The sequence below is a fragment of the Streptomyces antioxidans genome, from assembly GCF_000968685.2.
Lineage (GTDB): Bacteria > Actinomycetota > Actinomycetes > Streptomycetales > Streptomycetaceae > Streptomyces > Streptomyces antioxidans.
Map to the genome: position 1 here is coordinate 25,122 of NZ_LAKD02000088.1, position 24,165 is coordinate 49,286.

The following is a 24,165-nucleotide window of genomic DNA, read 5'->3' on the forward strand; positions in this document are numbered from 1 at the left end:
ACGTTGAGGTGAAGTAGAGATGCCGTTGACCCCCGAGGACGTGCGGAACAAGCAGTTCACGACCGTCCGCCTCCGAGAAGGCTATGACGAGGACGAGGTCGATGCCTTCCTCGACGAGGTCGAAGCCGAACTGACCCGGCTGTTGCGGGAGAACGAGGACCTGCGTGCCAAGCTGGCCGCCGCGACCCGTGCCGCGGCCCAGAGCCAGCAACAAGGCATGCGCAAGCCACCCGAACAGCAGGAGCGACCGGGCGCACCCGTGCCCGCCGCCATATCTGGACCGCCGCAGCCGGTGCCGCCCGGCCAGCAGCAGATGGGCGGCCCGCCCCAACTCCCGGGCGGAGCCCCGCAGCTGCCGGCCGGCCCGATGGGCCAGAACGGCCCCGGAGGACCGATGCAGCAGGGCGGCCCCGGCGGCCCCATGCAGCAGGGTGGCCCCGGACCGATGCAGCAGGGCGGACCCGGCCCGATGGGCCAGAACGGTCCCATGGGTCCCGGCGGCCCCATGGGCGGCCCGATGGGCGGTCCCGGTGGCCCCGGCGGTCCCGGTGGTCCCGGTGGCCCGCAGCTGCCGCAGCCGGGGCAGGGCCCGGGCGGCGACAGCGCCGCGCGCGTGCTCTCGCTCGCGCAGCAGACCGCCGACCAGGCGATCGCGGAGGCCCGTTCCGAGGCCAACAAGATCGTCGGCGAGGCCCGTAGCCGCGCCGAGGGCCTGGAGCGGGACGCCCGCGCCAAGGCCGACGCGCTGGAGCGGGACGCGCAGGAGAAGCACCGTGTCGCGATGGGCTCCCTGGAGTCCGCTCGCGCCACGCTTGAGCGCAAGGTCGAGGATCTGCGCGGCTTCGAGCGCGAGTACCGCACGCGGCTGAAGTCGTACCTGGAGAGCCAGCTGCGCCAGCTGGAGAACCAGGCCGACGACTCGCTCGCGCCGCCGCGCACCCCGGCGACCGCCTCGCTGCCGCCGTCCCCCTCGATGAGCGGTTCCATGGCCTCGGCCGGGGCGGGCACGATGGGTGGCCACACGATGGGTGGCAACCCCCAGTCGATGGGCGGCCACAACCAGAACGGCGGCGCGCCGTCGTACGGTGGTCAGCAGCAGATGTCTCCCGCGATGACGCAGCCGATGGCACCGGTGCGGCCGCAGAGTCCGCAGCCGATGCAGCAGGCGCCGAGTCCTATGCGGGGCTTCCTCATCGACGAGGACGACAACTGACGCGGGGCGCGTCGTAGTACGCGCGGAGCGTTCGGCAATCGCAGGGGCCGGGCCCCAGGAGCTTCCTCCTGGGCCCGGCCCTTTGCCGTGCCTGCGGCTTGGGGGGCTTTTCCCCTACCCGCCCCTTCCCGTAACCGGGGCTCCGCCCCGGACCCTGGTCCTCAATCGCCGGACGGGCTGGTTTGTCGTAACTCGGGCGCTGGACTCTGGTCCTCAATCGCCGGACGGGCTGGTTTGTCGTAACTCGGGGGCCGGACCCTGGTCCTCAATCGCCGGACCGGCTGAGATCAGCCCGTCCGGCGATTGAGGACACGCTCGAAGGGCGTCCGGGGCGGGTGGGGGACAAACCCCCGGACGGGGTTACGCCTTGCGGAGGCGGAAGGTGAGGCCCAGGGGGGCGTCCTCGAAGGGGGCGCCGTACGCCGCATCTGCCTCGCCCGCCGCGAAATCGGTCGCCAGGACCTCGTCCGCGATCAGCTCCGCGTGGTCGGCGAGGGCCCGACGGAGCTCCTCGTCGGCCGACTGCCACCGCAGCGCGATCCGGTCGGCCACATCCAGCCCGCTGTTCTTACGGGCCTCCTGGATCAGCCGGATCACATCACGCGCGAGGCCCGCGCGCCGCAGCTCCGGGGTGATCTCCAGGTCGAGGGCAACCGTGGCGCCCGCGTCGGAGGCGACGGACCAGCCCTCGCGCGGGGTCTCGGTGATGATGACCTCGTCGGGAGAGAGTGCGACCGTCTCGCCGTCCACCACGACCGACGCGTTCCCCTCGCGCAGCGCGACCGACAGCGCCGCCGCGTCGGCCTCCGCGACCGCCTTGGCGACCGGCTGGGTGCCCTTGCCGAAGCGCTTGCCCAGGGCGCGGAAGTTGGCCTTCGCGGTCGTGTCGACCAGCGAGCCGCCGACCTCGCTCAGGGACGCGAGCGAGGAGACGTTCAGCTCCTCCTCGATCTGGGCGCGCAGTTCGGCGCCGAGGGCTTCGAAGCCGGAGGCGGCGACCAGCGCGCGCGACAGCGGCTGGCGCGTCTTCACACCGGACTCCGCGCGGGTCGCGCGCCCCAGCTCCACCAGGCGCCGCACCAGCGCCATCCGCTCCGAGAGGGACGGGTCGATCATCGAACGGTCCGGCTCCGGCCAGCTGGTCAGGTGCACCGAGGCGGGGGCCTCCGGGGTCACCGGGACGACCAGGTCCTGCCAGACCCGCTCGGTGATGAAGGGCACCAGGGGCGCCATCAGCCGGGTGACCGTCTCGACGACATCGTGCAGGGTCCGCAGCGCGGCGGCGTCGCCCTGCCAGAAGCGGCGGCGCGAGCGGCGCACGTACCAGTTGGACAGGTCGTCGACGAAGGCCGACAGCAGCTTTCCGGCGCGCTGGGTGTCGTACGCCTCCAGGGACTCGGTGACCTGCTCGGTGAGCGTGCCCAGCTCGCCCAGCAGCCAGCGGTCGAGCAGCGGCCGCCCGGCCGGGGCCGGGTCGGCCGCGGACGGCGCCCAGCCCGAGGTGCGGGCGTACAGCGCCTGGAAGGCGACCGTGTTCCAGTAGGTGAGCAGCGTCTTGCGCACGACCTCCTGGATGGTGCCGTGGCCCACTCGGCGGGCGGCCCACGGTGAGCCGCCCGCGGCCATGAACCAGCGCACCGCGTCCGCGCCGTGCTGATCCATCAGCGGGATCGGCTGAAGGATGTTGCCCAGGTGCTTGGACATCTTCCGGCCGTCCTCGGCCAGGATGTGACCGAGACAGACCACGTTTTCATATGAGGACTTATCGAAGACGAGCGTGCCGACCGCCATCAGCGTGTAGAACCAGCCGCGGGTCTGGTCGATGGCCTCGGAGATGAACTGCGCCGGGTAGCGCCGCTCGAAGAGCTCCTTGTTGCGGTACGGGTAGCCGTACTGGGCGAAGGGCATCGAGCCCGAGTCGTACCAGGCGTCGATGACCTCGGGCACCCGCTCGGCCGTCAGCGAGCAGCCGTCGGCGGGGCAGGTGAAGGTGACCGCGTCGATGTACGGCCGGTGCGGGTCCAGACCGCTCTGGTCGGTGCCGGTCAGCTCGGAGAGCTCGGCGAGGGAGCCGACGCAGGTGAGATGGGACTCGGCGCAGCGCCAGATGGGCAGCGGGGTGCCCCAGTAGCGATTCCGGGACAGCGCCCAGTCGATGTTGTTATTGAGCCAGTCGCCATAGCGACCGGTCTTGACCGACTCGGGATACCAGTTGGTCTTCTCGTTCTCCCGCAGCAGCGCGTCCTTGATGGCGGTGGTGCGGATGTACCAGGACGGCTGGGCGTAGTAGAGCAGCGCGGTGTGGCAGCGCCAGCAGTGCGGGTAGCTGTGCTCGTACGGCACGTGCCGGAACAGCAGCCCGCGCTCCTTGAGGTCCGCCGTCAGCGCCTCGTCGGCCTTCTTGAAGAACTGGCCGCCGATCAGGTCCAGGCCCTCCTCGAAGGTGCCGTCCGGCCGGACCGGGTTGACCACCGGCAGCCCGTAGGCCCGGCAGGTCAGCAGGTCGTCCTCGCCGAAGGCGGGGGACTGGTGGACCAGACCGGTGCCGTCCTCGGTCGTCACATACTCGGCGTTGACCACGAAGTGGGCGTCGGGGATCTCCACCAGCCCGAACGGGCGCCGATAGCTCCAGCGCTCCATCTCGGCCCCGGTGAAGGACTCCCCGGTGAGGGTCCAGCCCTCGCCGAGCGCCTTCTCGACCAGCGGCTCGGCGACGACCAGCTTCTCCCTGCCGTCGCTGGCGACCACGTAGCGCACCTCCGGGTGCGCGGCCACGGCGGTGTTGGAGACCAGGGTCCACGGTGTGGTCGTCCACACCAGCAGCGCCGCCTCGCCCGCCAGCGGGCCCGAGGTCAGCGGGAAGCGGACGAAGACCGACGGGTCGACGACCGTCTCATAGCCCTGGGCCAGCTCGTGGTCGGACAGCCCGGTGCCGCAGCGCGGGCACCAGGGGGCCACGCGGTGGTCCTGGACCAGCAGACCCTTGGCGAAGATCTCCTTGAGGGACCACCACACGGACTCGATGTATCCCGGGTTCATGGTCCAGTACGCGCCGTCGAGATCGGTCCAGTACCCCATCCGGGTGGTGAGCTCGGCGAAGGCGTCGGTGTGCCGGGTCACCGACTCCCGGCACCTGGCGTTGAACTCGGCGATGCCGTACGCCTCGATGTCCTTCTTGCCGTTGAACCCCAGCTCCTTCTCGACCGCCAGCTCGACCGGCAGGCCGTGGCAGTCCCAGCCCGCCTTACGGTCGACGTGATAGCCCCGCATGGTGCGGAAGCGCGGGAAGACGTCCTTGAAGACGCGGGCCTCGATGTGGTGGGCGCCCGGCATGCCGTTCGCGGTCGGGGGGCCCTCGTAGAAGACCCACTCCGGCCGCCCCTCGGACTGCTCGAGGCTACGGGCGAAGATCTTGTTCTCCCGCCAGAAGTCGAGCACGGCGTGCTCAAGGGCGGGCAGGTCGACCTGGGCGGGCACCTGGCGGTACTGCGGCGTCATCGGGGCTCTTCTTCCTCCGGCGGACACGTGCTCTTCCGTTTCCGTCGGAGGGACGAGAGCCGTGCGCTCCCGCGGTACCACCCTCCTTGACCGGCAGCGGCTGGCTCCCGGCCCCCTCATTGGGATCGCGATGCCGGTTCTACTGACCCAGGGCGGGCGTTCTTCCGGCGGCTCCGGGGTGATCCTTCACATCGCGCTCGCCCCCGGGCTCACACCGTCCCCGGGTCGCTCTGGGCCGCCTACGACGCTACTCGTCCCCATCCACGCCTTTCGCTGGGCCCCAGTGTACGGGGCCGGGAAGCCCCGGGCCGACCGAATAAGGCACTGCCCGGTCACCGCCGGGGCACTGCTCCGAACGGGGGACCCCGGGTCCGGGAACTGACCCGAATGGCCAGGCGCCGGGCGCCGCGGGCGGGGTCGTCACGCTGGGTCACCCCCGGGTACCGGATCCCGGACGGATTACCGGACGCGGAGTGGGGCACAACGGTGGAGACCGGCTTGTCGTACGGGCAAGCCGGGCGAATCGGGCGGCGTGCCCCGTTGCCGCCCGCCCGGAGTCGATTTATCGTTCCGGAACGATTCGCGCGCAAGATCACAATATGTGAAGGGGCCGCGGCCATGGTGGCGAGAAAGACCACCGTGCGGAAGAGCACGGCAAAGGCGACGGAGGCCGCGCCCGGCAAGAAGAGCGCCTCGGGCAAGAAGGCCGTCAACGAGACCGCGGCACCCGGCAGGGCCGCCGCGCAGGGCGCCGCCAAGGCGGCGAAGAAGAGCGCGAAGAAGAGCGCACCGAAGAAGAAGTCGGAGACGCCCACCAGGAAGGCCGCGCCCGCCGACGAGGCGGTGCCCGCGAAGAAGACGGGAGCCAGGAAAGTGGTTGCGAAGAAGACCTCAGGCGGTGCGCCGACCGGCAAGAAGGCCACGGCGACGGCGCCGCCCCTGCCCAAGGCCCGCGCGGCGGGCGCCCCGGTCGACCCCAGCGAGCTCGCGGTCCGCCCGGGCGAGGACCCCTGGTCGGCCGAGGAGGTGGAGGAGGCGCGCGCCGGGCTGCTCACCGAGGCCGGCCGGCTGCGCACCGAGATCCTCACCTCCGAGGAGGCGATCACCGGGCTGATGCGCGACTCCGGTGACGGCGCCGGCGACGACCAGGCCGACACCGGTACCAAGAACATCACCCGCGAGCATGAGATGGCCCTGGCCGGAAACGCCCGCGAGATGCTGCTCCAGACCGAGCGCGCCCTGGAGCGGCTGGACACCGGGACGTACGGGCTGTGCGAGAGCTGTGGCAACCCGATCGGCAAGGCGCGGATGCAGGCGTTCCCCCGGGCCACGCTGTGTGTCGAGTGCAAGCAGCGCCAGGAGCGGCGCTGACGCCCGTACGCGTGTGCCGTACGCTCGTCCCTCACAGGGGGAGACAGGCTCACGAGGTTGAGGGACTCACGTGACAGAGGCGGAGCAGGCCATCGGTACGCCGGACGCGGGGAAGGCGGAGGAGGGCGCCGGGACCAGCGCCGCCGGATCCGGTGAGGCCGCGGAGGGCAAGGGGAAGCGGCGGGTCGGCGTGCTCCTCGCGGTCGCGGCGCTGGCCTATCTGATCGATCTGACCAGCAAGCTGGCCGTGGTCGCGAAGCTGGAGCACCACGCTCCGGTCGAGGTGATCGGCAGCTGGCTGCAGTTCGAGGTGATCCGCAACCGGGGGGCGGCGTTCGGCTTCGGCGAGGCCATGACCATCGTCTTCACGGTGATCGCGGTCGGCGTGATCGTGGTGATCGCGCGGCTGGCCCGCAAGCTCCACAGCCTGCCCTGGGCCATCGCGCTGGGGCTGCTGCTCGGCGGGGCCTTCGGCAATCTCACCGACCGGATCTTCCGTGCGCCCGGGGACTTCCAGGGGGCGGTCGTCGACTTCATCGCGCCCTCCCACTTCGCGGTCTTCAACCTCGCCGATTCGGCCATCGTGTGCGGCGGCTTCCTGATCGTGATCCTGTCCTTCCACGGTCTGGACCCGGACGGCACGGTCCACAAGGACTGACGGCACGGTCCACAACGGCCCACGAGGACCACGGCCGGTATCCGACGGGCGTACGAACCGGTGCTCCCGGTCCGGCATACTCGTCGGGTGAGTACGATTCCCGAGATCCGCACCCTGCCCGTACCGGACGGTCTGGAGGGCGAGCGGGTCGATGCCGCGATCGCCCGCATGTTCGGCTTCTCCCGGACCAAGGCGGCCGAGCTGGCCGCCGCCGGAAAGGTGCAGCTCGACGGCAGCGTCGCCGGGAAGTCCGACCGGGTCTCCGGGGGTGCCTGGCTCGAGGTCGAGATGCCGCAGGCCGCGCCGCCGGTGCGGATCGTCGCCGAGCCCGTCGAGGGCATGGACATCGTGCACGACGACGAGGACATCGTGGTCGTCTCCAAGCCGGTCGGCGTCGCCGCCCACCCCAGCCCCGGCTGGACCGGCCCCACCGTGATCGGCGGGCTCGCCGCCGCCGGGTTCCGCGTCTCCACCTCGGGCGCGGCCGAGCGTCAGGGGATCGTGCACCGGCTGGACGTCGGCACCTCCGGGCTGATGGTCGTCGCCAAGTCCGAACTCGCGTACTCCGTGCTCAAGCAGCAGTTCCGCGAGCGCACCGTGGACAAGCGCTACCACGCGCTGGTCCAGGGCCACCCGGACCCGCTGAGCGGCACCATCGACGCCCCGATCGGCCGCCACCCCCAGCACGACTACAAGTGGGCGGTGACCGCGGACGGCAAGCCGAGCGTCACCCACTACGACCTCATCGAGGCGTTCCGGGCCGCGAGCCTGCTGGACATCAAGCTGGAGACCGGCCGCACCCACCAGATCCGGGTGCATATGGCCGCCCACCGCCACCCCTGCGTCGGCGACCTCACCTACGGCGCGGACCCGACGCTCGCCAAGCGGCTGAAGCTGACCCGGCAGTGGCTGCACGCCGTGCGGCTCGGCTTCGAGCACCCCGCGCACGGCGGCTGGGTCGAGTTCGAAAGCGCCTACCCGGACGATCTGCGCGGGGCGCTGGACATCGTGAAGGCCGAGAGCGCGTGATCGGGGTCGTCGCCGACGGGGACCTGTCCGGCTGCTTCGTGGTCCGCCGGGAGGTCTTCGTGGTGGAGCAGCGGATCCCCGAGGAGGAGGAGATGGACGCGTACGACGCGCACGCCGTCCACCTCCTGGCCACCGACGGCGAGGGCCGCCCGGTGGGCACCGTCCGCTTTCTGCACGGCGCGGCCGCGGACAAGAAGTACGGCCACGCCGGTGTCGACGGCGCCACCACCGCCGTGCTCGGCCGCCTGGCGGTGGCCCCAGCCGCGCGGGGCACCGGGCTGGGGGCCGACCTGGTGCGGGCCGTCGAGGCGGAGGCGCACCGGCGCGGCCTGGCCGAGGTCTATCTGGAGGCCCAGACCCATGCGCTCGGCTTCTACGAGCGGCTGGGCTACGAGGCGTTCGGCCCCGAGTTCGACGAGGGCAGCGGCATTCCGCACCGGGCGATGCGACGGCCGTTGTAGCGGCGGGCCGCGCGACGGCCCGCGGCGGGCCGCGCGGGGCGGCGCGGACGGTTGGCGTGGCCGCGGGCCGCCGGGCTCACCGTGGGTGCCTCACCGTGGGTGCCTCACCGTGGGTGCCTCACCGCGAGGGCCGGGCGTCCTTGCGCCGCCCGTCCTCGAAGCGGGCGAAGTGGTCGTGGTGCTCCCGGCGGTGCTCGCCCTCCAGCAGCGCCTGCGGGGCCTGGGCGGCCGGGGCGGTGGCGATGCGCGGCAGCGCGTACGGATGGGTGTCCCGCAGCCAGGTGATCATCTTCTCCCGCACCTCACAGCGCACGGTCCACGCGTCGTCCGAATCACGCGCCGTGATGAGCGCCCGTACCAGGATGGTGCTCGGGGTGGTGTCCGTCACCACCAGGTTCCAGTCCCGGCCGTCCCAGGCCGGGGACTTCTGCACGATCTCGCGCAGCTGCTCCCGCATCTCCTCGATCGGCGCGGTGTGGTCCAGGTGGAAGAGGACCGTGGCCGTCTTCTGGGCGCCGCCGCGCGACCAGTTCTCGAACGGCTTGTTGGTGAAGTACGACACCGGCATGGTGATCCGGCGCTCGTCCCAGGTCCGTACGGACAGGAAGGTCAGCGTGATCTCCTCGACCGTGCCCCACTCGCCGTCCACGACCACCGTGTCGCCGATCCGCACCATGTCGCCGAAGGCGATCTGCAGCCCCGCGAAGAGGTTCCCCAGCGTGGACTGGGCGGCCACACCGGCGACCACCCCGAGGATCCCGGCGGAGGCCAGCATGGAGGTGCCGACCGTGCGCATCGTCGGGAAGGTCAGCAGCATGGCGGCGGCGGCCACCACGCCGACGATCGCGGCCACCACCCGCTGGATTAGCGTCACCTGGGTGCGCACCCGGCGCACCCGCGCGGGGTCGTGGGCGCTGGAGGAGGCGTAGCGGAAGTAGGAGGACTCCACCACCGCCGAGGAGACCCGCACCATGAGCCACGCGGTGGCCGCGATGAGCACCAGCGCCAGCAGCTGGCCGATCGCGGGACCGTGCTCCCGGACCACCCTCGCCCGCGTCTCGTCGTACGAGCCGCTCAGCAACGCCGTGCACACGGTCACCTGGAGCGGAAGCCGGCAGCGGCGCAGATGGCCCCACAGGGGGGTCTCGGGATGCCGGGCGTCGACCCTCCGCAGCAGCCAGTCGGCGGCCCAGCCGATGAACAGCGTGATGGCCAGTGAGCCGCCGATGACGATGAGCGGACGCAGCACGTCCTCCATGGACACCTACCTCATCCTTCCCTAGGGGGAGACTCCAGGGTGTCCTGTCCCGCCTTCCCCGGATCCGCTGTCCTCAGACTGTGACTGGCACGATAGGAGAGGCGATCCACGGAAAGCGAAAAGCGAAAAGTGAGACGGGAAGGAAAGTGACGGCGGTGGCCGATACCTCGACGATTGTGCTGTTCCACTCCGCGTACGGTCTGCGGCCCGCCGTGCACGAGGCGGCCGACCGGCTGCGCGCGGCCGGGCACGAGGTGGTCGTGCCGGACCTGTACGAGGGGGAGACCGCCGAGACCGTCGAGGACGGCATGGTGATCAAGGAGCGGATCGGCCGCGACGAGCTGCTGAAACGAGCCGTCACCGCCGCCGCGCCGTACTCGGACCGCGGACTGGTCTACGCCGGGTTCTCGCTCGGCGGCTCCCTGGCGCAGAACCTGGCGCTGGCCGACGACAAGGCGCGCGGGCTGCTCCTGCTGCACGGCACCTCGGACATCGCCGACGACGCCGCGGCCGACGATCTGCCGGTGCAGCTGCATGTGGCCGACCCCGACCCGTTCGAGCCGCACGACTGGCTCAACGCCTGGTACCTGCGGATGCGGCGGGCCGGTGCCGATGTGGAGGTCTTCCGCTACGGCGGGGCCGGGCACATCTTCACCGACCCCGGGCTGCCGGACTACGACAAGGAGGCCGCCAAGGCCACCTGGCGGGTGGCGCTCGGCTTCCTGGCCGGTCTTTGAGCCTTCAGCGCACGGGAGCGTCGGCGCGCTCGATCTTCTGGCTGCCCGCCTGGGTGCGGTACGACCGCGTCCAGGAGCTCGTGGCGCGCGGATCGGTCCGGTCGGAGACGGTGTAGTAGTCCATCTGGGCCCGCCGCGGGGTGATGTCGAGCACGCCGTAGCCGTGCGAGTCCATGTCCACCCACTTCACATGGCGGTTGGCGGCCCTGATCGCGGCGGCCGCCGCCAGGGACACCGTCTGCGGCGCCACATGCAGCAGATCGTCGAGGTTGTCGGAGGTCACCGAGGTGACCACGAACTCGGTCGCGGCCGACCGGGAGAGCGGATAGGTGGCGGCCTTCACCGGTACGTCGTTGGCCCACGCCATATGGATGTCACCGGTGAGGAAGACCGTGTTGCCGATCCCGTGGTCGGTGAGGTGGGCGAGCAGTTCGCGCCGGTCGTCCGTATAGCCGTCCCACTGGTCGGTGTTGATGGCCAGCCCGCCCTTGGGCAGCCCCAGCAGCTCGGCGAGCGGGCCCAGCAGTTCGGCGGGGAGGGCCCCGAAGGCGACGGGTGAGATCATCACCGAGTTGCCCACCAGCCGCCAGGTGGTGTCCGAGGCGGTCAGACCCGACTTCAGCCAGTCGAGCTGGGCGCGCCCGGTCAGGGTTCGCTCCGGGTCGTCCACGCCGCCGCTGCCGGTGGCCGCCTGCTGGGAGCGGAACGAGCGCAGGTCGAGCAGATGGAGATCGGCGAGGTCGCCGTAGCGCAGCCGCCGGTAGGTGGTGCCCTGGGTGGAGGGGCGCACCGGCATCCACTCGAAGTACGCCTGCTTGGCGGCGGCCACCCGCTGGGCCCACGCCCCCTCGGTGCCCGGCGTGTGGTTCTCCGCCCCGCCGGACCAGGCGTCGTTGGCGAACTCGTGGTCGTCCCAGATCGCGATCAGGGGGAGCGCGGCGTGCAGCGCCTGGGCATCGGGGTCGGTCTTGTAGTTCCCGTGCCGGACGCGGTAGTCGGCGAGCGTGACGATCTCGTGGGCGGGGGCGTGCGGCCGGACGACGTACCTGGCCTCCGGGTACTCACCGCTCTTGTACTCGTAGATGTAGTCGCCCAGATGCAACACCGCGTCCAGGTCGGTGCGGGCCGCCAGATGGCGGTACGGGGAGAACCAGCCCGCCTCCCAGTTGGCGCAGGAGACCACGCCGAAGCGCACCCCGTCGGTCGCCGCGTCGTGGGCGGGGGCGGTGCGGGTGCGCCCCACGGGGGAGCGGACGCCCCCGTCCACGCCGAAGCGGTAGAAGTAGCCGGTGGCGGGCCGCAGCCCGCGCACATCGGCCTTGACGGTGTGGTCCGTGCCGGCGGCGGCCTTGACGGTGCCGCGGGCGACGACCGAGCGGAAGTCCGAGTCCTCGGCGACCTCCCAGGTCACCTCGATGGCGGGGCCGAGCCCCGAGCCGGGCACGGCGTCGGGGGAGGGCGTGATACGGGTCCACAGCAGGATCCCGTCGGGCAGCGGGTCGCCCGAGGCGACGCCGTGGCGGAAGGCGGGCCCGGAGGCGGCGTGGGCGGCGGGGCCCGGGACGAGGGGCAGCAGGGCGGCGGCCGCCGCGGCCGTGACGGCGCTTCGGCGCGAAATGTGGAGGTCGGTCACGGCCGAGGAGATTACTGACAAGTAGCCCGCGGGGACAGGGGGCTTGGGGGATGTTCGCCCACCCGTCGCCGCCAGGTCACCGTCGCCGTCGCCGCTTGGTCACCGGTGGCGTCGGGCCGTGACGCCGTCGGCGGGCGCGCCCTGGGGCGCGCCCGCCGACCCGGCCGGGAAGGGGCCGGAGGTTACTTCTTGAGGTTCTGCTTGACGAGCGGGGTGAACTGGTCCGGGGTCATCGGCGGGTTCTTGCCCACCTGCAGCTTCTTCCCGTTCAGCTTGAAGGACGGGGTGCCGGTGATGTCCTTGGTGTCGTCGAACGTCTTGGACATGGCCAGCGCCCACCGGTCGTAGGTGCCCTTCTTCACGGCCTTCTCGAAGGCCGCGTTGCCCTTCAGCGCCTTGACCTGCTGGGCGACGTCGATCAGCTTCTGGTCCTTCGCGAAGGCGTCATCGGTCTCCTCCGGGTGGTTCTCCGGCGCGTACAGCGCCTCCTTGTAGTCCAGGAACGCCTGCGGGCTGACGTTGAGGGCCGCGCCGAGCGCGCTCAGCGCGTTCTTCGAACCGGCGCCGGGCAGCTGCTTGTTGTCGTCGAGGAAGGTGCCCATGGTGAACTGCACCTTGTAGGTGCCGTCCTTGAGGTTCTTGAGCACGGTCGGGCCGGTGTACTTCTCGAACTGGGCGCAGACCGGGCAGCGCATGTCCTCGTAGACGTGCAGGGTGTTCTTGGCCTTCTTGTCGCCGATGACGACCGTCGTGCCCTGGGGCCCGGTGGCGTTGGCGGGCTTGGCGAACGTCTTCTTCTGGGCCGCCGCCCGCCACTTCTTGTTGGCGTTGTCGTCCGAGTTCATATTGGTGACCGCGTAGCCGATGCCACCGGCTATCGCGAGGACCGCGACGACCGCTCCGCCGACGAACAGCTGACGCCGCATCCGGTCCCTCTTGGCCTGACGCTCGCGCTCGGCACGCAGCCGTTCGCGCGCGGCCTGCTTGTTCTGCTGGCTGTTGCGATTGCTCATGATGGTTCGATCTCCGTGGGTGTGCGTCGTCAGTGATGCGTACGGGGGCGTGGAGCGCTGTGCTCAGGCAGCGGCCGAGCGGGGCGGTCCACGACGCACCACGGAGTGCACGAGGAGAGGGAGGGCCGGTGCCCGGCGCACCGGCCGTACGGGCCGCGGGGTCCGGCGGCGGGGCGGCAGGGCCGCCGCGTGGACCGCGACGGCCAGCCGCAGCGGCCGGAAGGCGAAGGCGGCCAGGGAGGCCAGCAGCCGGCTCAGGGCGGCCTCGCCGCGCCGCAGCCAGGCGGAGGCGATCAGGCCCACCGCGATGTGCCCGGCGAGCAGCAGCCAGGGGGTGGCGGAGCTCACGGCGGCCGCCAGCGGGGTGGCGACGCCGTTCTGGGAGACCCCGGACAGCGGACCGCCGAGGTCGCCGCCGCCGCACAGCACGGTGACCCCCATGGAGCGCAGGGAGCCCGCCACCGGGCCGCCGGACTGTCCGTAACACGCCTGCTGGCCGGTGGTGAAGATCGTGTCGGCGGCCAGCTCCAGGGGGATCATCAGGGCCGCTATGGACCAGAAGCCCCGCTCACGGCCCGCGAGGGCGTAGGCGGCGGCGAAGACGGCGACCGCGAGCGCGGCCACGGTGCCCAGCGGCAGCGGGGTCCGCGACAGCAGGACATGCGAAGCCGAGGACAGCGTGACGCACAGCGCCGTGAAGAGCGCCGCGCGCACTGCCCTCAGCTGCGGTCCGGTGCCGTCCATGACTTCGAATTCTGCCATGAACGGCTGTAGGGACCATGTGAGAAACAGGACCGGCGGCCGACTGACCGCCTGACCTGCTGGTTCATCCCTTGAGCTCCTGGTTCACCGCGTCCGTGAACTCCGCCGCGGTCGCGGGGGCGGAGCCGCTGATGCCGGTCAGCTCGGAGCCGTCGAGCTTGACGGTGGGGGTGTTGCTCACCCCGGAGGCGTCGAAGGCGGCGATCATCTTCTTGGCCCAGGGGTCGTAGGTGCCCTCGCGCAGGGCCTCCCGGAAGGAGGCGTTCGTCTTGAGCGCGTACACCTCCTGGGAGACGGTGAGCAGCTGGTCGTCGTCGGCGTAGGAGTCCTTGCTGTCCCCGGGGTGGTTCTTCGAGGACATCAGGGCGTCCTTGTAGTCGAGGAAGGCGTCCGGGCTCACGTCCAGGGCCGCCCCGAGGGCGCTCAGGGCGTTCGTGGAGCCGCTGCCGCCCCTGTTCTCGTCGACGATGGCGGCGAAGTGGAATGAGGCCTTGTACTTACCGGCCTTGATGTCCTTGGCGATGGTCGGCCCGACCGCCTGGTCGAAGGAGGCGCACGGCGGGCAGCGCAGATCTTGGTAGACGTCGAGGGTGTGTCCGGCACTGGCCTCGCCGATCACCACGGTGGTGCCGCCCGGCCCGGAGCTGTGGCCGGGCCTGACGAGGTCTCCCGAGCCCTCCGAGCCGCCGGAGTCGTCCGAGTCCCCCGACCCCGGCGCTCCCGGCGGGCCCTCGGCGACTCCGTCCGGCGAGCCGCCCCCGGACCCCTTGTCGTCATCCGTGACCACGAGAACGCCCGCGAACACCGCCGCGGCTGCCGCCACCGCGATGACGACCGTAAGGCCGCCGTTGCGCTGCCGGTCCGCCGGTCCTGGCGCGCCGCCCCAGGGTCCGCCGCCCGGCCCGGGCGGCGGACCCTGGGGCGGCGGGGGAGCGGGTGGGAAGCCCGGTGGATGATCCGGGGGCGGCGGATTGCCCGGCTGCTGGTACGGATTCTGCTGCGGGTTTTGTTCGCCCCCGGGCGGCTGCTGTCCAGGCCACATGTCCGACAACGATAGGGGGGCGGGCCCACCCCGGCCATGGCCGGGGTGGCGATCGGCGATCCCTGGGAGACGGGCGGCCCCCCAGGGGCGATCAGAGGCCGGGGATACGGCCGTTGCGGAAGAGGTCCACGAAGATCTGGTGGTCGGCGCGGGCACGGGCACCGTAAGAGTGCGCGAAGTCCACCAGGAGCTCGGCGAAGCCGTCCTCGTCGGCGGCGATCACCGCGTCGATGGCGCGCTCGGTGGAGAACGGCACCAGCGAGTGGCCGCTCTGGTCGTCCGCGGCCGCGTGCATGGTGGCCGTGGCCCGGCCCAGGTCGGCCACGACCGCCGTGATCTCGGCCGGGTCGTCGAGGTCTGACCAGTCCAGGTCCACCGCGTACGGCGACACCTCGGCCACCAGCTGCCCCGCCCCGTCCAGCTCGGTCCAGCCCAGCCACGGGTCGGCGTGGGCCTGCAGCGCGCGCTGGGAGATCACCGTACGGTGGCCCTCGTGGTGGAAGTACGACCGCACCTGCTCATCGGTGATGTGGCGGGAGACCGCCGGGGTCTGCCCCTGCTTCATGTAGATCACCACATCGTTCTCCAGGGCGTCGCTGTTGCCCTCCAGGAGGATGTTGTACGAGGGGAGCCCGGCGCTGCCGATGCCGATGCCCCGGCGGCCCACCACGTCCTTGACGCGGTAGGAGTCCGGGCGCGAGAGACTGGACTCGGGAAGCGTCTCCAGATAGCCGTCGAAGGCGGCCAGCACCTTGTACCGGGTGGCCGCGTCCAGCTCGATGGACCCGCCGCCGGCCGTGAAGCGGCGCTCGAAGTCGCGGATCTCGGTCATCGAGTCCAGCAGCCCGAAGCGGGTCAGCGAGCGGGCGTCACGCAGCGCGTCCAGCAGAGGGCCCTCCGCGGTCTCCAGGGTGAAGGGCGGCACCTCGTCGTTCTTGGCGCCGGTGGCCAGGGCGTGGATGCGCTCGCGGTAGGCGCCGGCGTACGTCCGCACCAGCTCGGTGATCTTCTCGTCGCTGAGCGCCTTGGCGTAGCCGATGAGCGCCACGGAGGCGGCGAAGCGCTTGAGGTCCCAGGTGAAGGGGCCGACGTACGCCTCGTCGAAGTCGTTCACATTGAAGATCAGCCGGCCGTTGGCGTCCATGTAGGTGCCGAAGTTCTCGGCGTGGAGGTCGCCGTGGATCCACACCCGGCTGGTGCGGTCGTCCAGGTACGGCCCGCCGGAGCGCTCCCGCTCCACATCGGAATAGAACAGGCAGGCGGTGCCGCGGTAGAACGCGAACGCCGAGGCGGCCATCTTCCGGAACTTGACGCGGAAGGCGGCCGGGTCGGCGGCGAGCAGCTCGCCGAAGGCGGTGCCGAAGACGGCGAGGATGTGCTCGCCGCGCTGTTCCGCCTGGGTCTGCTGAGTCGACATCGCGGAACGCCTCCTGGGGCATGAGAGAAGTGATCGATGGGACAGATACGACAGGGTATGTTCCGCCCCGCCGGGTGCGCGGGAGGACCGGATGACCCGTCGGGATCAACGCCTGAGGCTACTCGCGAGTGCCCGGCCGCTGTCAGTGCGGAGGGGTAACCTTCGGAGCTGTCTCGCCCTGTCGTCATCGAGCGTTCGCCGGAGGTCTTCCACCGTGACCAAGCCGCCCTTCACGCACCTGCACGTCCATACCCAGTACTCGCTGCTGGACGGTGCGGCGCGGCTCAAGGACATGTTCAACGCGTGCAATGAGATGGGCATGACCCACATCGCCATGACCGACCATGGCAACCTCCACGGCGCGTACGACTTCTACCAGCAGGCGACGGCCGCCGGGATCACCCCGATCATCGGCATCGAGGCGTATGTGGCCCCCGAGTCGCGGCGCTACAAGCGGCGGGTGCAGTGGGGCCAGCCGCACCAGAAGCGCGATGACGTCTCCGGTTCCGGTGGTTACACCCACAAGACCATCTGGGCGTCGAACAAGACCGGTCTGCACAACCTCTTCCGGCTCTCCTCGGACGCCTATATGGAGGGCTACTTCGTCAAGTGGCCGCGGATGGACAAGGAGACCATCGCCCAGTGGTCCGAGGGCCTGATCGCCTCCACCGGCTGCCCCTCGGGCGAGCTCCAGACCCGGCTGCGGCTCGGCCAGTTCGACGAGGCCCTGAAGGCCGCCTCCGAGTACCAGGACATCTTCGGCAAGGACCGGTACTTCCTGGAGCTGATGGACCACGGCATCGAGATCGAGCGCCGGGTGAGGGACGGGCTGCTGGAGATCGGCAAGAAGCTGGACATCCCGCCGTTGGTCACCAATGACTCGCACTACACCTACTCCCGCGAGTCCGTGGCGCACGACGCGCTGCTGTGCGTCCAGACCGGCAAGAACCTCTCCGACCCGGACCGCTTCCGCTTCGACGGCACCGGCTACTACCTCAAGTCCACCGACGAGATGTACGCCATCGACTCCTCTGACGCCTGGCAGGAGGGGTGCCGCAACACCCTGCTGGTGGCCGAGCAGATCGACAACACCGGCTGGTTCGACAAGCGCGACCTGATGCCGCGGTTCGACGTGCCCGAGGGGTACACGGAGGTCACCTGGTTCCAGGAGGAGGTCCGCAAGGGGATGGCCCAGCGCTTCCCCGGGGGCGTCCCCGAGGACCGCCAGAAGCTCGCCGAGTACGAGATGGACGTCATCATCCAGATGGGGTTCCCCGGCTACTTCCTCGTGGTCGCCGACTTCATCATGTGGGCCAAGAACAACGGCATCGCGGTGGGCCCCGGCCGGGGCTCCGCGGCCGGTTCGATCGTCTCGTACGCCCTGGGCATCACCGACCTCGACCCGGTCGAGCACGGGCTGATCTTCGAGCGGTTCCTCAACCCCGAGCGCGTCTCCATGCCGGATGTCGACATCGACTTCGACGAGCGCAGGCGCGGTGAGGTCATCCGGTACGTGACCGAGAAGTACGGCGCCGACAAGGTCGCCCAGATCGGCACCTACGGCACCATCAAGGCCAAGAACGCCATCAAGGACTCCGCCCGGGTGCTCGGCTATCCGTACGCGATGGGCGACCGCATCACCAAGGCCATGCCCGCCGACGTCCTCGGCAAGGGCATCCCGCTCTCCGGCATCATCGACGAGAAGCACCCCCGCTACAGCGAGGCGGGCGAGGTGCGCGGGATGTATGAGAACGAGCCGGATGTGAAGAAGGTCATCGACACCGCGCGCGGAATCGAGGGCCTGGTCCGGCAGATGGGCGTCCACGCGGCCGGCGTGATCATGTCCAGCGAGACGGTCACCGACCATGTGCCGGTCTTCTCGCCGAAGAACGACGGCCAGGTCGTGACCCAGTGGGACTACCCCACCTGTGAGTCGCTCGGCCTGCTGAAGATGGACTTCCTCGGCCTGCGCAACCTCACCATCATGGACGACGCCGTCAAGATGGTGCGCGCCAACAAGGGCATCGACCTCAAGCTGCTCGACCTGACGCTGGACGACCCCAAGACCTTCGAGCTGCTCTGCCGCGGTGACACCCTCGGCGTCTTCCAGTTCGACGGCGGCCCGATGCGCTCCCTGCTGCGCATGATGAAGCCCGACCACTTCGAGGACATCTCCGCCGTCTCGGCCCTCTACCGGCCGGGCCCGATGGGCATGAACTCGCACATCAACTACGCGCTGCGGAAGAACGGCCAGCAGGAGATCACCCCGATCCACCCCGAGCTTGAGGAGCCGCTCAAGGAGGTCCTGGGCATCACCTACGGCCTCATCGTGTACCAGGAGCAGGTGCAGAAGGCCGCCCAGGTGCTCGCGGGCTACTCGCTCGGACAGGCCGACCTGCTGCGCCGCGCGATGGGCAAGAAGAAGCAGGAGGTCCTGGACAAGGAGTTCGTGCCCTTCCAGAAGGGCTGCCGCGAGCGCGGCTACTCCGACGAGGCCATCCAGGCGGTGTGGGACGTCCTGGTCCCGTTCGCCGGATACGCGTTCAACAAGGCGCACTCCTCCGCGTACGGCCTGGTCACCTACTGGACGGCGTACCTCAAGGCCAACTACCCGGCCGAGTACATGGCGGCGCTGCTCACCTCGGTGCGCGACGACAAGGACAAGTCGGCGGTCTATCTGAACGAATGCCGCCGCATGGGCATCAAGGTGCTGCCGCCGAACGTCAATGAGTCCGAGTCCAACTTCACCGCCCAGGGTGATGATGTGATCCTCTTCGGTCTCACGGCGGTCCGTAACGTCGGGCAGAACGTGGTGGAGGCGATCATCCGCGGCCGCAAGGCCAAGGGGAAGTACACCTCGTTCCCGGACTACCTGGACAAGGTCGAGGCGGTCGTCTGCAACAAGCGCACCACCGAATCGCTGATCAAGGCGGGCGCCTTCGATGAGATGGGCCACACCCGTAAGGGGCTCACGGCGCACTACGAAGCCCTGATCGACAATGTGGTCGCGGTGAAGCGCAAGGAGGCCGAGGGGCAGTTCGACCTCTTCGGCGGCATGGGCGGCGACAGCGGGGAGGGCGACGGGCCGGGCTTCGGACTCGACGTCGAGTTCGCGGACGTCGAATGGGACAAGTCCTATCTGCTGGCCCAGGAGCGGGAGATGCTGGGCCTGTACGTCTCCGACCATCCGCTCTTCGGCATCGAGCACGTGCTGAACGAGAAGGCGGACGCCGCGATCTCCGCGCTCACCGGCGGTGAGCACGCGGACGGCGCGATCGTCACCATCGGCGGCATCATCTCCGGCCTCCAGCGCAAGATGACCAAACAGGGCAACGCCTGGGCCATCGCCACCGTGGAGGACCTGGCGGGCTCCATCGAGTGCATGTTCTTCCCGGCCACCTACCAACTGGTCTCCACCCAGCTCGTCGAGGACGTGGTCGTCTTCGTCAAGGGGCGGCTGGACAAGCGCGAGGACGTGCCCCGGCTGGTCGCCATGGAGCTGATGGTCCCCGATCTGTCCGAGGCGGGCGCCAACGCGCCCGTGACGATCACCATTCCCACGGTCAAGGTCACCCCGCCGCTGGTCGAGAAGTTGAGCGAGGTGCTGACCCACCACCGCGGCTCCACCGAGGTGCGGATCAAGCTCCAGGGGGCGCGGAAGACCACCGTGCTGCGGCTGGACCGGCACCGCGTCACCGCCGACCCGGCGCTCTTCGGCGATCTCAAGGTGCTGCTGGGGGCGTCCTGCCTGGCCGGGTGACCGCCGTGCGCTGAGAGCGCGGTGACCGCCCGGCCCTGACGCATGACAAGGGGCGCGCCCGTGTCGGGCGCGCCCCTTGTGGCCATGTCCCGCGCGGCCTGCCGCCGCGGTGGCCCAGCGCCGGTGCGCGGTGGGTCAGTTGTGGCCGAAGCTCTTCTGCCGGTCCTTGCGCGGCGTCGAGGGGGTGCCCTCCGACCGCATCGCCTGCGACTGCCCGTCCACCGAGGACTGCTGGTCGGCGGGGCGGTCGGCCATGCCGCGCTCCTGACGCCGTTCCTGCTGCTGCTTGCGATCGCGGTTCTTGTTCTTGCCCATGGTGGTGTTCCTCCAATTGGGATCAGCCCCCCGGTGAAGAACCCTCCGGGGAAAGCCCGTCGGGGATGGCCCTTCGGAGATGCCCGTTCGGAGAGGCCCTTCGGGAAGAACAGTGACATGCCGCGGTGGCCCGTGCATTTCGGGCAATTACGGTGAGTGAGTAAGGAGGGGCTTGGCGGGTAAGCCGTATCCGCCACGCCGGTGATCCAGTTCGGACTGATAACCCTTGCACGGTCGGGCAGACTCGAAGGAAAGCCGAAAGACCACATCCGGGGACGGCTGTGCGCGGGGGGCGACCGAGGACTGGATTCGTCAGGGAAGAGGGTGGAACGTGGACCGCTGCGTCGTCCTGGTGGACGCCGGGTACCTGCTGGGCGCCGCTGCGAGCCTGCTGGCCGGGGAGCCCGCCCGATCACGCATCTCCGTCGACCACGCGACCCTCATCCAGGGCCTGCGGGAGCGGGCCGAGGCCGAGACCGAGCGCCCGCTGCTGCGGATCTACTGGTTCGACGGCGCCCCCGACCGCGTGCCCCAGCCCGAGCACCGGCGGCTGCGCGTGATGCCCCGGGTGACCGTGCGGCTCGGCGCGCTCACCCGCAGCGACGGCCGCTGGGCCCAGAAGGGCGTGGACGCCGCCATGCACGCCGAGCTGACCGAGCTCGCCCGCAACCGGGCCTGCTCCGACATCGTCCTCGTCACCGGTGACGGGGATCTGCTGCCCGGGCTGATGTCGGCCAAGGAGCACGGCGTCGCCGTCCACCTCTGGGCGGTGCAGGCCGCCGACGGCGACTACAACCAGTCCGAGGACCTGGTGGCCGAGGCCGATGAGCGCCGGGTCCTGGACCGCACCTGGATCACCCGGGCGGTGCGCGCCAAGGAGCTTCCCGGGCCCTGTGCGCCCGTCTCCGAGCCGCGCCCGGAGATCGCGGCCATTCTCTCCGCCCCGCTGCCGGAGACCGCCACGGCCGCCGCTGCCGCTGCCGCCGCCGCGGCGGCAGCGGCGTCGCCCGGCGCGGCGGATGCGGCCCCCGGCCGTAACGGCGCCGCCCGGCCCGGCGCCGACGCGCCCGGCCAGGCCGCCGCCCCCGGCCATCCCGCCGCCGCGGACGCCGGGGCGGGCGCGGACGCCGCGGCAGGGGCCGCGGCCAAGGGGGTGCCGACCCCCAAGGACCTCGCCGACCTGGGTCGCGGCCCCGCGGGGCCGGGCGGGCCCGGCGGGCCTGCGGACCGGCAGCCTGCCGGTGCCACGCTGCGCTGGTCCTCCGACAAGGGCTGGATCGACCGGGGCACCGGCTCCGGGGTGGGGGAGCCGCCGGAGACCGCCAACCTCCCCATGCTGGCCCAGCTCACCAGCGCCGAGCAGCGCTGGGCCGACCGCGAGGAGGACATCACCGCGGTCAGCGGCGACCCGTTCGAGGTCGGCCAGGTCTTCGCCCGCCGCTGGACCGACCGGCTCGCCGACCCGGTCCACCTCCAGCAGCTCTCCACGGAGTACCCCCGCATCCCACACCGCATCGACGGTGAACTGCTGCGGTACGCGGCGCGCTTCGGGCTGCTGGCGCACAAGGACGACCAGATCGACGAGCACGACCGCTATGCGATCCGGGCGGGCTTCTGGCGCGAGATCGATCTCCGCTCGGCGGCGGAGCATGCGCAGGCGGGTGGCTAGGGGGTGTCCGCCTGACCGTGGTGCCTGCGGCGGGCTGTTCCCCTCCCCGCCCCTCCCCGAACCTGGGGCTCCGCCCCAGCCCCCGCACCGGGGCTCCGCCCCGGGCCCCGTATATGGGAGGGGCGGGGAGGGGGGAAGAGCCAGCGGGCACCCCGTAGGGCGCAGTCCGGCACTGCCCGGTGAACCGGGCCCTGAGGGACCCGCGGGTGGGAGGGGGTGATTGGGCGCGTACCCTCATAGCTCGTGAGGACGGGCGCGAAACAGGCGACGAGCGGCGATGTGGTGTGCACCGTGCGCGGCCTGGTCAAGACCTATCCCGCGGCGCGCGGCAGACGCGGCGCGCCCGCCACGCCCGCCGTCCGGGCCAGCGACGGCATCGATCTCGACGTGGTGCGCGGCGAGGTCTTCGGGCTGCTCGGGCCCAACGGCGCGGGCAAGTCCACCCTCGTACGGCAGCTCACCGGACTGCTGCGGCCCGACGAAGGCCATGTGCGGGTGCTCGGCCACGATCTCGTACGCCACCCCGAGCGCGCCGCCCGGCTGCTGGGCTATCTCGGCCAGGACTCGACCGCGCTGGACGAGCTGACCGTCGCCCTCGCCGCCGAGACCACCGCGCGGCTGCGCGGCCTGGAGACCCGCGCGGCCCGCGCCGAGCGGGACGCGGTGATCGAGGAGCTGGGGCTCGGGGAGGTCGCCGGGCGTCCGCTGAAGAAGCTCTCCGGGGGCCAGCGGCGGCTCGCCTGCGTCGCCGCCGCGCTGGTGGGGGAACGCCCGCTGCTGGTGCTTGACGAGCCCACCAGCGGGATGGACCCCGTCGCCCGGCGCGCCGTATGGGCGGCCGTGGACCGGCGGCGGGCCGAGCGGGGGGTGACGGTGGTGCTGGTCACCCACAATGTGATCGAGGCGGAGACGGTGCTGGACCGGGTCGCCGTGCTGGACCGCGGCCGGGTCATCGCCTGCGATACGCCCGCCGGACTCAAGGCGCTGGTGGCCGACGAGGTGCGGCTGGAACTGGTGTGGCGCACCGAGCCGCCGCTGGACGTGCCCGAGGTCGCCGCCCTGTGGAAGACCGTCGAGACGGCCCGGGCCGGGGGCGGCGCCGCCGGGCGGCGCTGGACGCTCCGGCTGCCGCCGGACGACGCGCGCGCCGCCATCGCCACCGTGACCGGCGGCCCCGCCTTCGCCGCGCTGGACGATTTCACCCTGGCCACGCCGAGCCTGGAGGATGTGTACATCGCCCTGGGGGGCCGTGCGGAGGGCGCGGAGGGGCTGGTGAAGGCGTGACCGCCGGGGCGAGCCGGTGAACGCGTCGGTGACCGTGGCCGTATACGAGCCGTAAGAGGCGAAGAGGAGCAGCACAACGTGAGTGTCATGCCCGCCGTATCCGGTGTGTCCGGTGTGTCCGGCGCCAGGGGTGGTGTGCCTGGTGTGTCCGGTGCGTCTCCTGGGCTGTCCGGCGCGTCCACCGTCTCCGGTGTATCCGGTGTATCCGGTGTCTCCGGCGTCTCGGGTGTCTCCGGCGCCTCGGAGGCGTCTGACGAGGTCGGTGAGGTGGGTGACATGCCCGCGCCGCTGGCGGCCCGGGCTCGGCTCTTCCCCGCGCTCGTCGCGGTCTACCGCGCCCAGCTCTCACGGGCCCGGGTGGCCCGGATCCCGCTGCTCTTCGTGGCCACCTTCCAGTCCATCGGGATCATGATCCTGATGCGCGGGGTGGTGGACGGCGGCAGCGAGGCGCGGGCGGTGGTGGCCGGGTCGAGCGTGCTGGTCGTCGCCTTCGTGGCGCTCAACCTGCTCGCGCAGTACTTCGGTCAGCTGCGGGCCAGCGGCGGACTTGACCACTACGCGACCCTGCCGGTGCCGCCCTCCGCCGTGGTGCTCGGGGCGGCCGCCGCGTACGCCTCCTTCACCGTGCCCGGGACCGCCGTCACCGCGGTGATGGGCAGTGCGCTCTTCCAGCTGCCCATGACGAACCTGTGGATCCTCATCGCCGTGATCCCCCTGTCCGGCGCCGCCCTCGCCGGACTCGGCGCCGCACTGGGGCTGCTCGCCCCGCGCCAGGAACTCGCCACGCTGTGCGGGCAGTTGGGGATGTCCGCCGCGCTGCTGCTCGGCGTGCTGCCCGCGGCCCGGATGCCACAGGTGGTGTCGTACGCGCGCGATCTGCTGCCGTCGACGTACGGTGTGGAGGCCCTTGCCCGGTCCTTCGACGGGCAGCCCGACTGGTGGGTGGTCTGCGCCGACCTCGGTGTGTGCGCCGGGGTGGCCGTGGTGTCCCTCGCCGCCGCGACCTGGGCCTATCGGCGGGCGGCGGTGCGGTGACGCGCCGCAG

General features: G+C 71.2%; 18 protein-coding genes. 10 read left to right on the plus strand and 8 right to left on the minus strand.

Translation table 11 applies throughout. The annotated features are described in order from the left end of the window. Positions 1 to 19: 19 nt before the first annotated feature. Positions 20 to 1,213 carry a DivIVA domain-containing protein gene (locus VT50_RS28260; RefSeq protein ID WP_046088774.1) on the plus strand — a complete coding sequence of 398 codons (1,194 nt, stop codon included), beginning with the start codon at positions 20 to 22 and terminating at the stop codon, positions 1,211 to 1,213. A 360-nt stretch (positions 1,214 to 1,573) separates the two neighbouring features. Here the strand turns inward: VT50_RS28260 and ileS are convergent, their stop codons facing one another. Next, positions 1,574 to 4,711, minus strand: coding sequence for an isoleucine--tRNA ligase (gene ileS, locus VT50_RS28265; RefSeq protein WP_046089293.1), 3,138 nt, complete (start codon positions 4,709 to 4,711; stop codon positions 1,574 to 1,576). Positions 4,712 to 5,329: 618 nt separating this feature from the next. On the opposite strand from ileS, the gene VT50_RS28270 reads away from it, so the two are divergent. From VT50_RS28270 to VT50_RS28285, 4 genes are all read left to right on the plus strand, one after another. Next, positions 5,330 to 6,082: a TraR/DksA C4-type zinc finger protein gene (locus tag VT50_RS28270; RefSeq protein ID WP_046089294.1), complete on the plus strand. Its 753-nt coding sequence runs from the start codon at positions 5,330 to 5,332 to the stop codon at positions 6,080 to 6,082. Between the two features lie 70 nt (positions 6,083 to 6,152). Next, on the plus strand, positions 6,153 to 6,740 hold the full coding sequence (gene lspA / locus VT50_RS28275; protein WP_046089295.1) for a signal peptidase II: 588 nt from the start codon (positions 6,153 to 6,155) through the stop codon (positions 6,738 to 6,740). Positions 6,741 to 6,827: 87 nt separating this feature from the next. Continuing rightward, a complete protein-coding gene (locus VT50_RS28280; protein ID WP_046089296.1) occupies positions 6,828 to 7,769 on the plus strand; it encodes an RluA family pseudouridine synthase in 942 nt (313 codons plus the stop codon). Further along, positions 7,766 to 8,230: a GNAT family N-acetyltransferase gene (locus tag VT50_RS28285; protein WP_046089297.1), complete on the plus strand. Its 465-nt coding sequence runs from the start codon at positions 7,766 to 7,768 to the stop codon at positions 8,228 to 8,230. Before VT50_RS28280 ends, VT50_RS28285 begins: the two co-directional genes overlap by 4 nt. A 118-nt stretch (positions 8,231 to 8,348) precedes the next feature. On the opposite strand, the gene VT50_RS28290 is transcribed toward VT50_RS28285, so the two are convergent. Further along, the gene (locus tag VT50_RS28290; protein WP_046089298.1) at positions 8,349 to 9,488 is read right to left on the minus strand and encodes a mechanosensitive ion channel family protein; all 1,140 of its coding nucleotides are present in this window, start codon (positions 9,486 to 9,488) and stop codon (positions 8,349 to 8,351) included. Positions 9,489 to 9,634: 146 nt separating this feature from the next. On the opposite strand from VT50_RS28290, the gene VT50_RS28295 reads away from it, so the two are divergent. After that, the gene (locus tag VT50_RS28295) at positions 9,635 to 10,225 is read left to right on the plus strand and encodes a dienelactone hydrolase family protein (protein WP_046089299.1); all 591 of its coding nucleotides are present in this window, start codon (positions 9,635 to 9,637) and stop codon (positions 10,223 to 10,225) included. 4 nt (positions 10,226 to 10,229) lie between these two features. Here VT50_RS28295 and VT50_RS28300 read toward each other — a convergent pair whose 3' ends face one another. The 5 genes from VT50_RS28300 to VT50_RS28320 form a co-directional block, all read right to left on the minus strand. Further along, entirely contained in the window at positions 10,230 to 11,858 is a 1,629-nt protein-coding gene (locus tag VT50_RS28300; protein ID WP_046089300.1) for an alkaline phosphatase D family protein, read from the minus strand. 182 nt (positions 11,859 to 12,040) lie between these two features. Further along, positions 12,041 to 12,871 (minus strand): thioredoxin domain-containing protein, encoded by an 831-nt coding sequence (locus VT50_RS28305; RefSeq protein ID WP_046090945.1) that lies wholly within the window; start codon positions 12,869 to 12,871, stop codon positions 12,041 to 12,043. A gap of 63 nt (positions 12,872 to 12,934) precedes the next feature. Further along, complete coding sequence (locus VT50_RS28310; RefSeq protein ID WP_078841033.1) at positions 12,935 to 13,633, minus strand: hypothetical protein; 699 nt, start codon at positions 13,631 to 13,633, stop codon at positions 12,935 to 12,937. A gap of 64 nt (positions 13,634 to 13,697) precedes the next feature. Further along, a complete protein-coding gene (locus tag VT50_RS28315) occupies positions 13,698 to 14,675 on the minus strand; it encodes a thioredoxin domain-containing protein (RefSeq protein WP_079343906.1) in 978 nt (325 codons plus the stop codon). Between the two features lie 91 nt (positions 14,676 to 14,766). Then, positions 14,767 to 16,092: a DUF2252 domain-containing protein gene (locus tag VT50_RS28320; RefSeq protein WP_046088890.1), complete on the minus strand. Its 1,326-nt coding sequence runs from the start codon at positions 16,090 to 16,092 to the stop codon at positions 14,767 to 14,769. Positions 16,093 to 16,306: 214 nt separating this feature from the next. Between VT50_RS28320 and dnaE the strand changes: the two genes are divergently transcribed. Next, complete coding sequence (gene dnaE / locus VT50_RS28325) at positions 16,307 to 19,852, plus strand: DNA polymerase III subunit alpha (RefSeq protein WP_046088889.1); 3,546 nt, start codon at positions 16,307 to 16,309, stop codon at positions 19,850 to 19,852. Between the two features lie 135 nt (positions 19,853 to 19,987). Here the strand turns inward: dnaE and VT50_RS28330 are convergent, their stop codons facing one another. Continuing rightward, the gene (locus VT50_RS28330) at positions 19,988 to 20,167 is read right to left on the minus strand and encodes a hypothetical protein (RefSeq protein ID WP_046088888.1); all 180 of its coding nucleotides are present in this window, start codon (positions 20,165 to 20,167) and stop codon (positions 19,988 to 19,990) included. Between the two features lie 331 nt (positions 20,168 to 20,498). On the opposite strand from VT50_RS28330, the gene VT50_RS28335 reads away from it, so the two are divergent. The 3 genes from VT50_RS28335 (at position 20,499) to VT50_RS28345 (ending at position 24,155) form a co-directional block, all read left to right on the plus strand. After that, a complete protein-coding gene (locus tag VT50_RS28335) occupies positions 20,499 to 21,836 on the plus strand; it encodes an NYN domain-containing protein (RefSeq protein ID WP_079343907.1) in 1,338 nt (445 codons plus the stop codon). Between the two features lie 243 nt (positions 21,837 to 22,079). After that, a complete protein-coding gene (locus VT50_RS28340; protein ID WP_079343908.1) occupies positions 22,080 to 23,120 on the plus strand; it encodes an ABC transporter ATP-binding protein in 1,041 nt (346 codons plus the stop codon). A gap of 276 nt (positions 23,121 to 23,396) precedes the next feature. Continuing rightward, positions 23,397 to 24,155 (plus strand): ABC transporter permease, encoded by a 759-nt coding sequence (locus tag VT50_RS28345; RefSeq protein WP_079343918.1) that lies wholly within the window; start codon positions 23,397 to 23,399, stop codon positions 24,153 to 24,155. The last annotated feature ends 10 nt before the right edge of the window (positions 24,156 to 24,165 follow it).

Excerpts from the sequence above, each read along its gene's own strand:
- VT50_RS28345 (WP_079343918.1), top strand. The coding sequence starts at position 23,397 with ATGCCCGCGCCGCTGGCGGCCCGGGCTCGGCTCTTCCCCGCGCTCGTC.
- VT50_RS28260 (WP_046088774.1), top strand. The coding sequence starts at position 20 with ATGCCGTTGACCCCCGAGGACGTGCGGAACAAGCAGTTCACGACCGTC.
- VT50_RS28270 (WP_046089294.1), top strand. The coding sequence starts at position 5,330 with ATGGTGGCGAGAAAGACCACCGTGCGGAAGAGCACGGCAAAGGCGACG.
- VT50_RS28330 (WP_046088888.1), bottom strand. The coding sequence starts at position 20,167 with ATGGGCAAGAACAAGAACCGCGATCGCAAGCAGCAGCAGGAACGGCGT.
- ileS (WP_046089293.1), bottom strand. The coding sequence starts at position 4,711 with ATGACGCCGCAGTACCGCCAGGTGCCCGCCCAGGTCGACCTGCCCGCC.
- VT50_RS28320 (WP_046088890.1), bottom strand. The coding sequence starts at position 16,092 with ATGTCGACTCAGCAGACCCAGGCGGAACAGCGCGGCGAGCACATCCTC.
- VT50_RS28290 (WP_046089298.1), bottom strand. The coding sequence starts at position 9,488 with ATGGAGGACGTGCTGCGTCCGCTCATCGTCATCGGCGGCTCACTGGCC.
- VT50_RS28315 (WP_079343906.1), bottom strand. The coding sequence starts at position 14,675 with ATGTGGCCTGGACAGCAGCCGCCCGGGGGCGAACAAAACCCGCAGCAG.
- VT50_RS28305 (WP_046090945.1), bottom strand. The coding sequence starts at position 12,871 with ATGAGCAATCGCAACAGCCAGCAGAACAAGCAGGCCGCGCGCGAACGG.
- VT50_RS28310 (WP_078841033.1), bottom strand. The coding sequence starts at position 13,633 with ATGGCAGAATTCGAAGTCATGGACGGCACCGGACCGCAGCTGAGGGCA.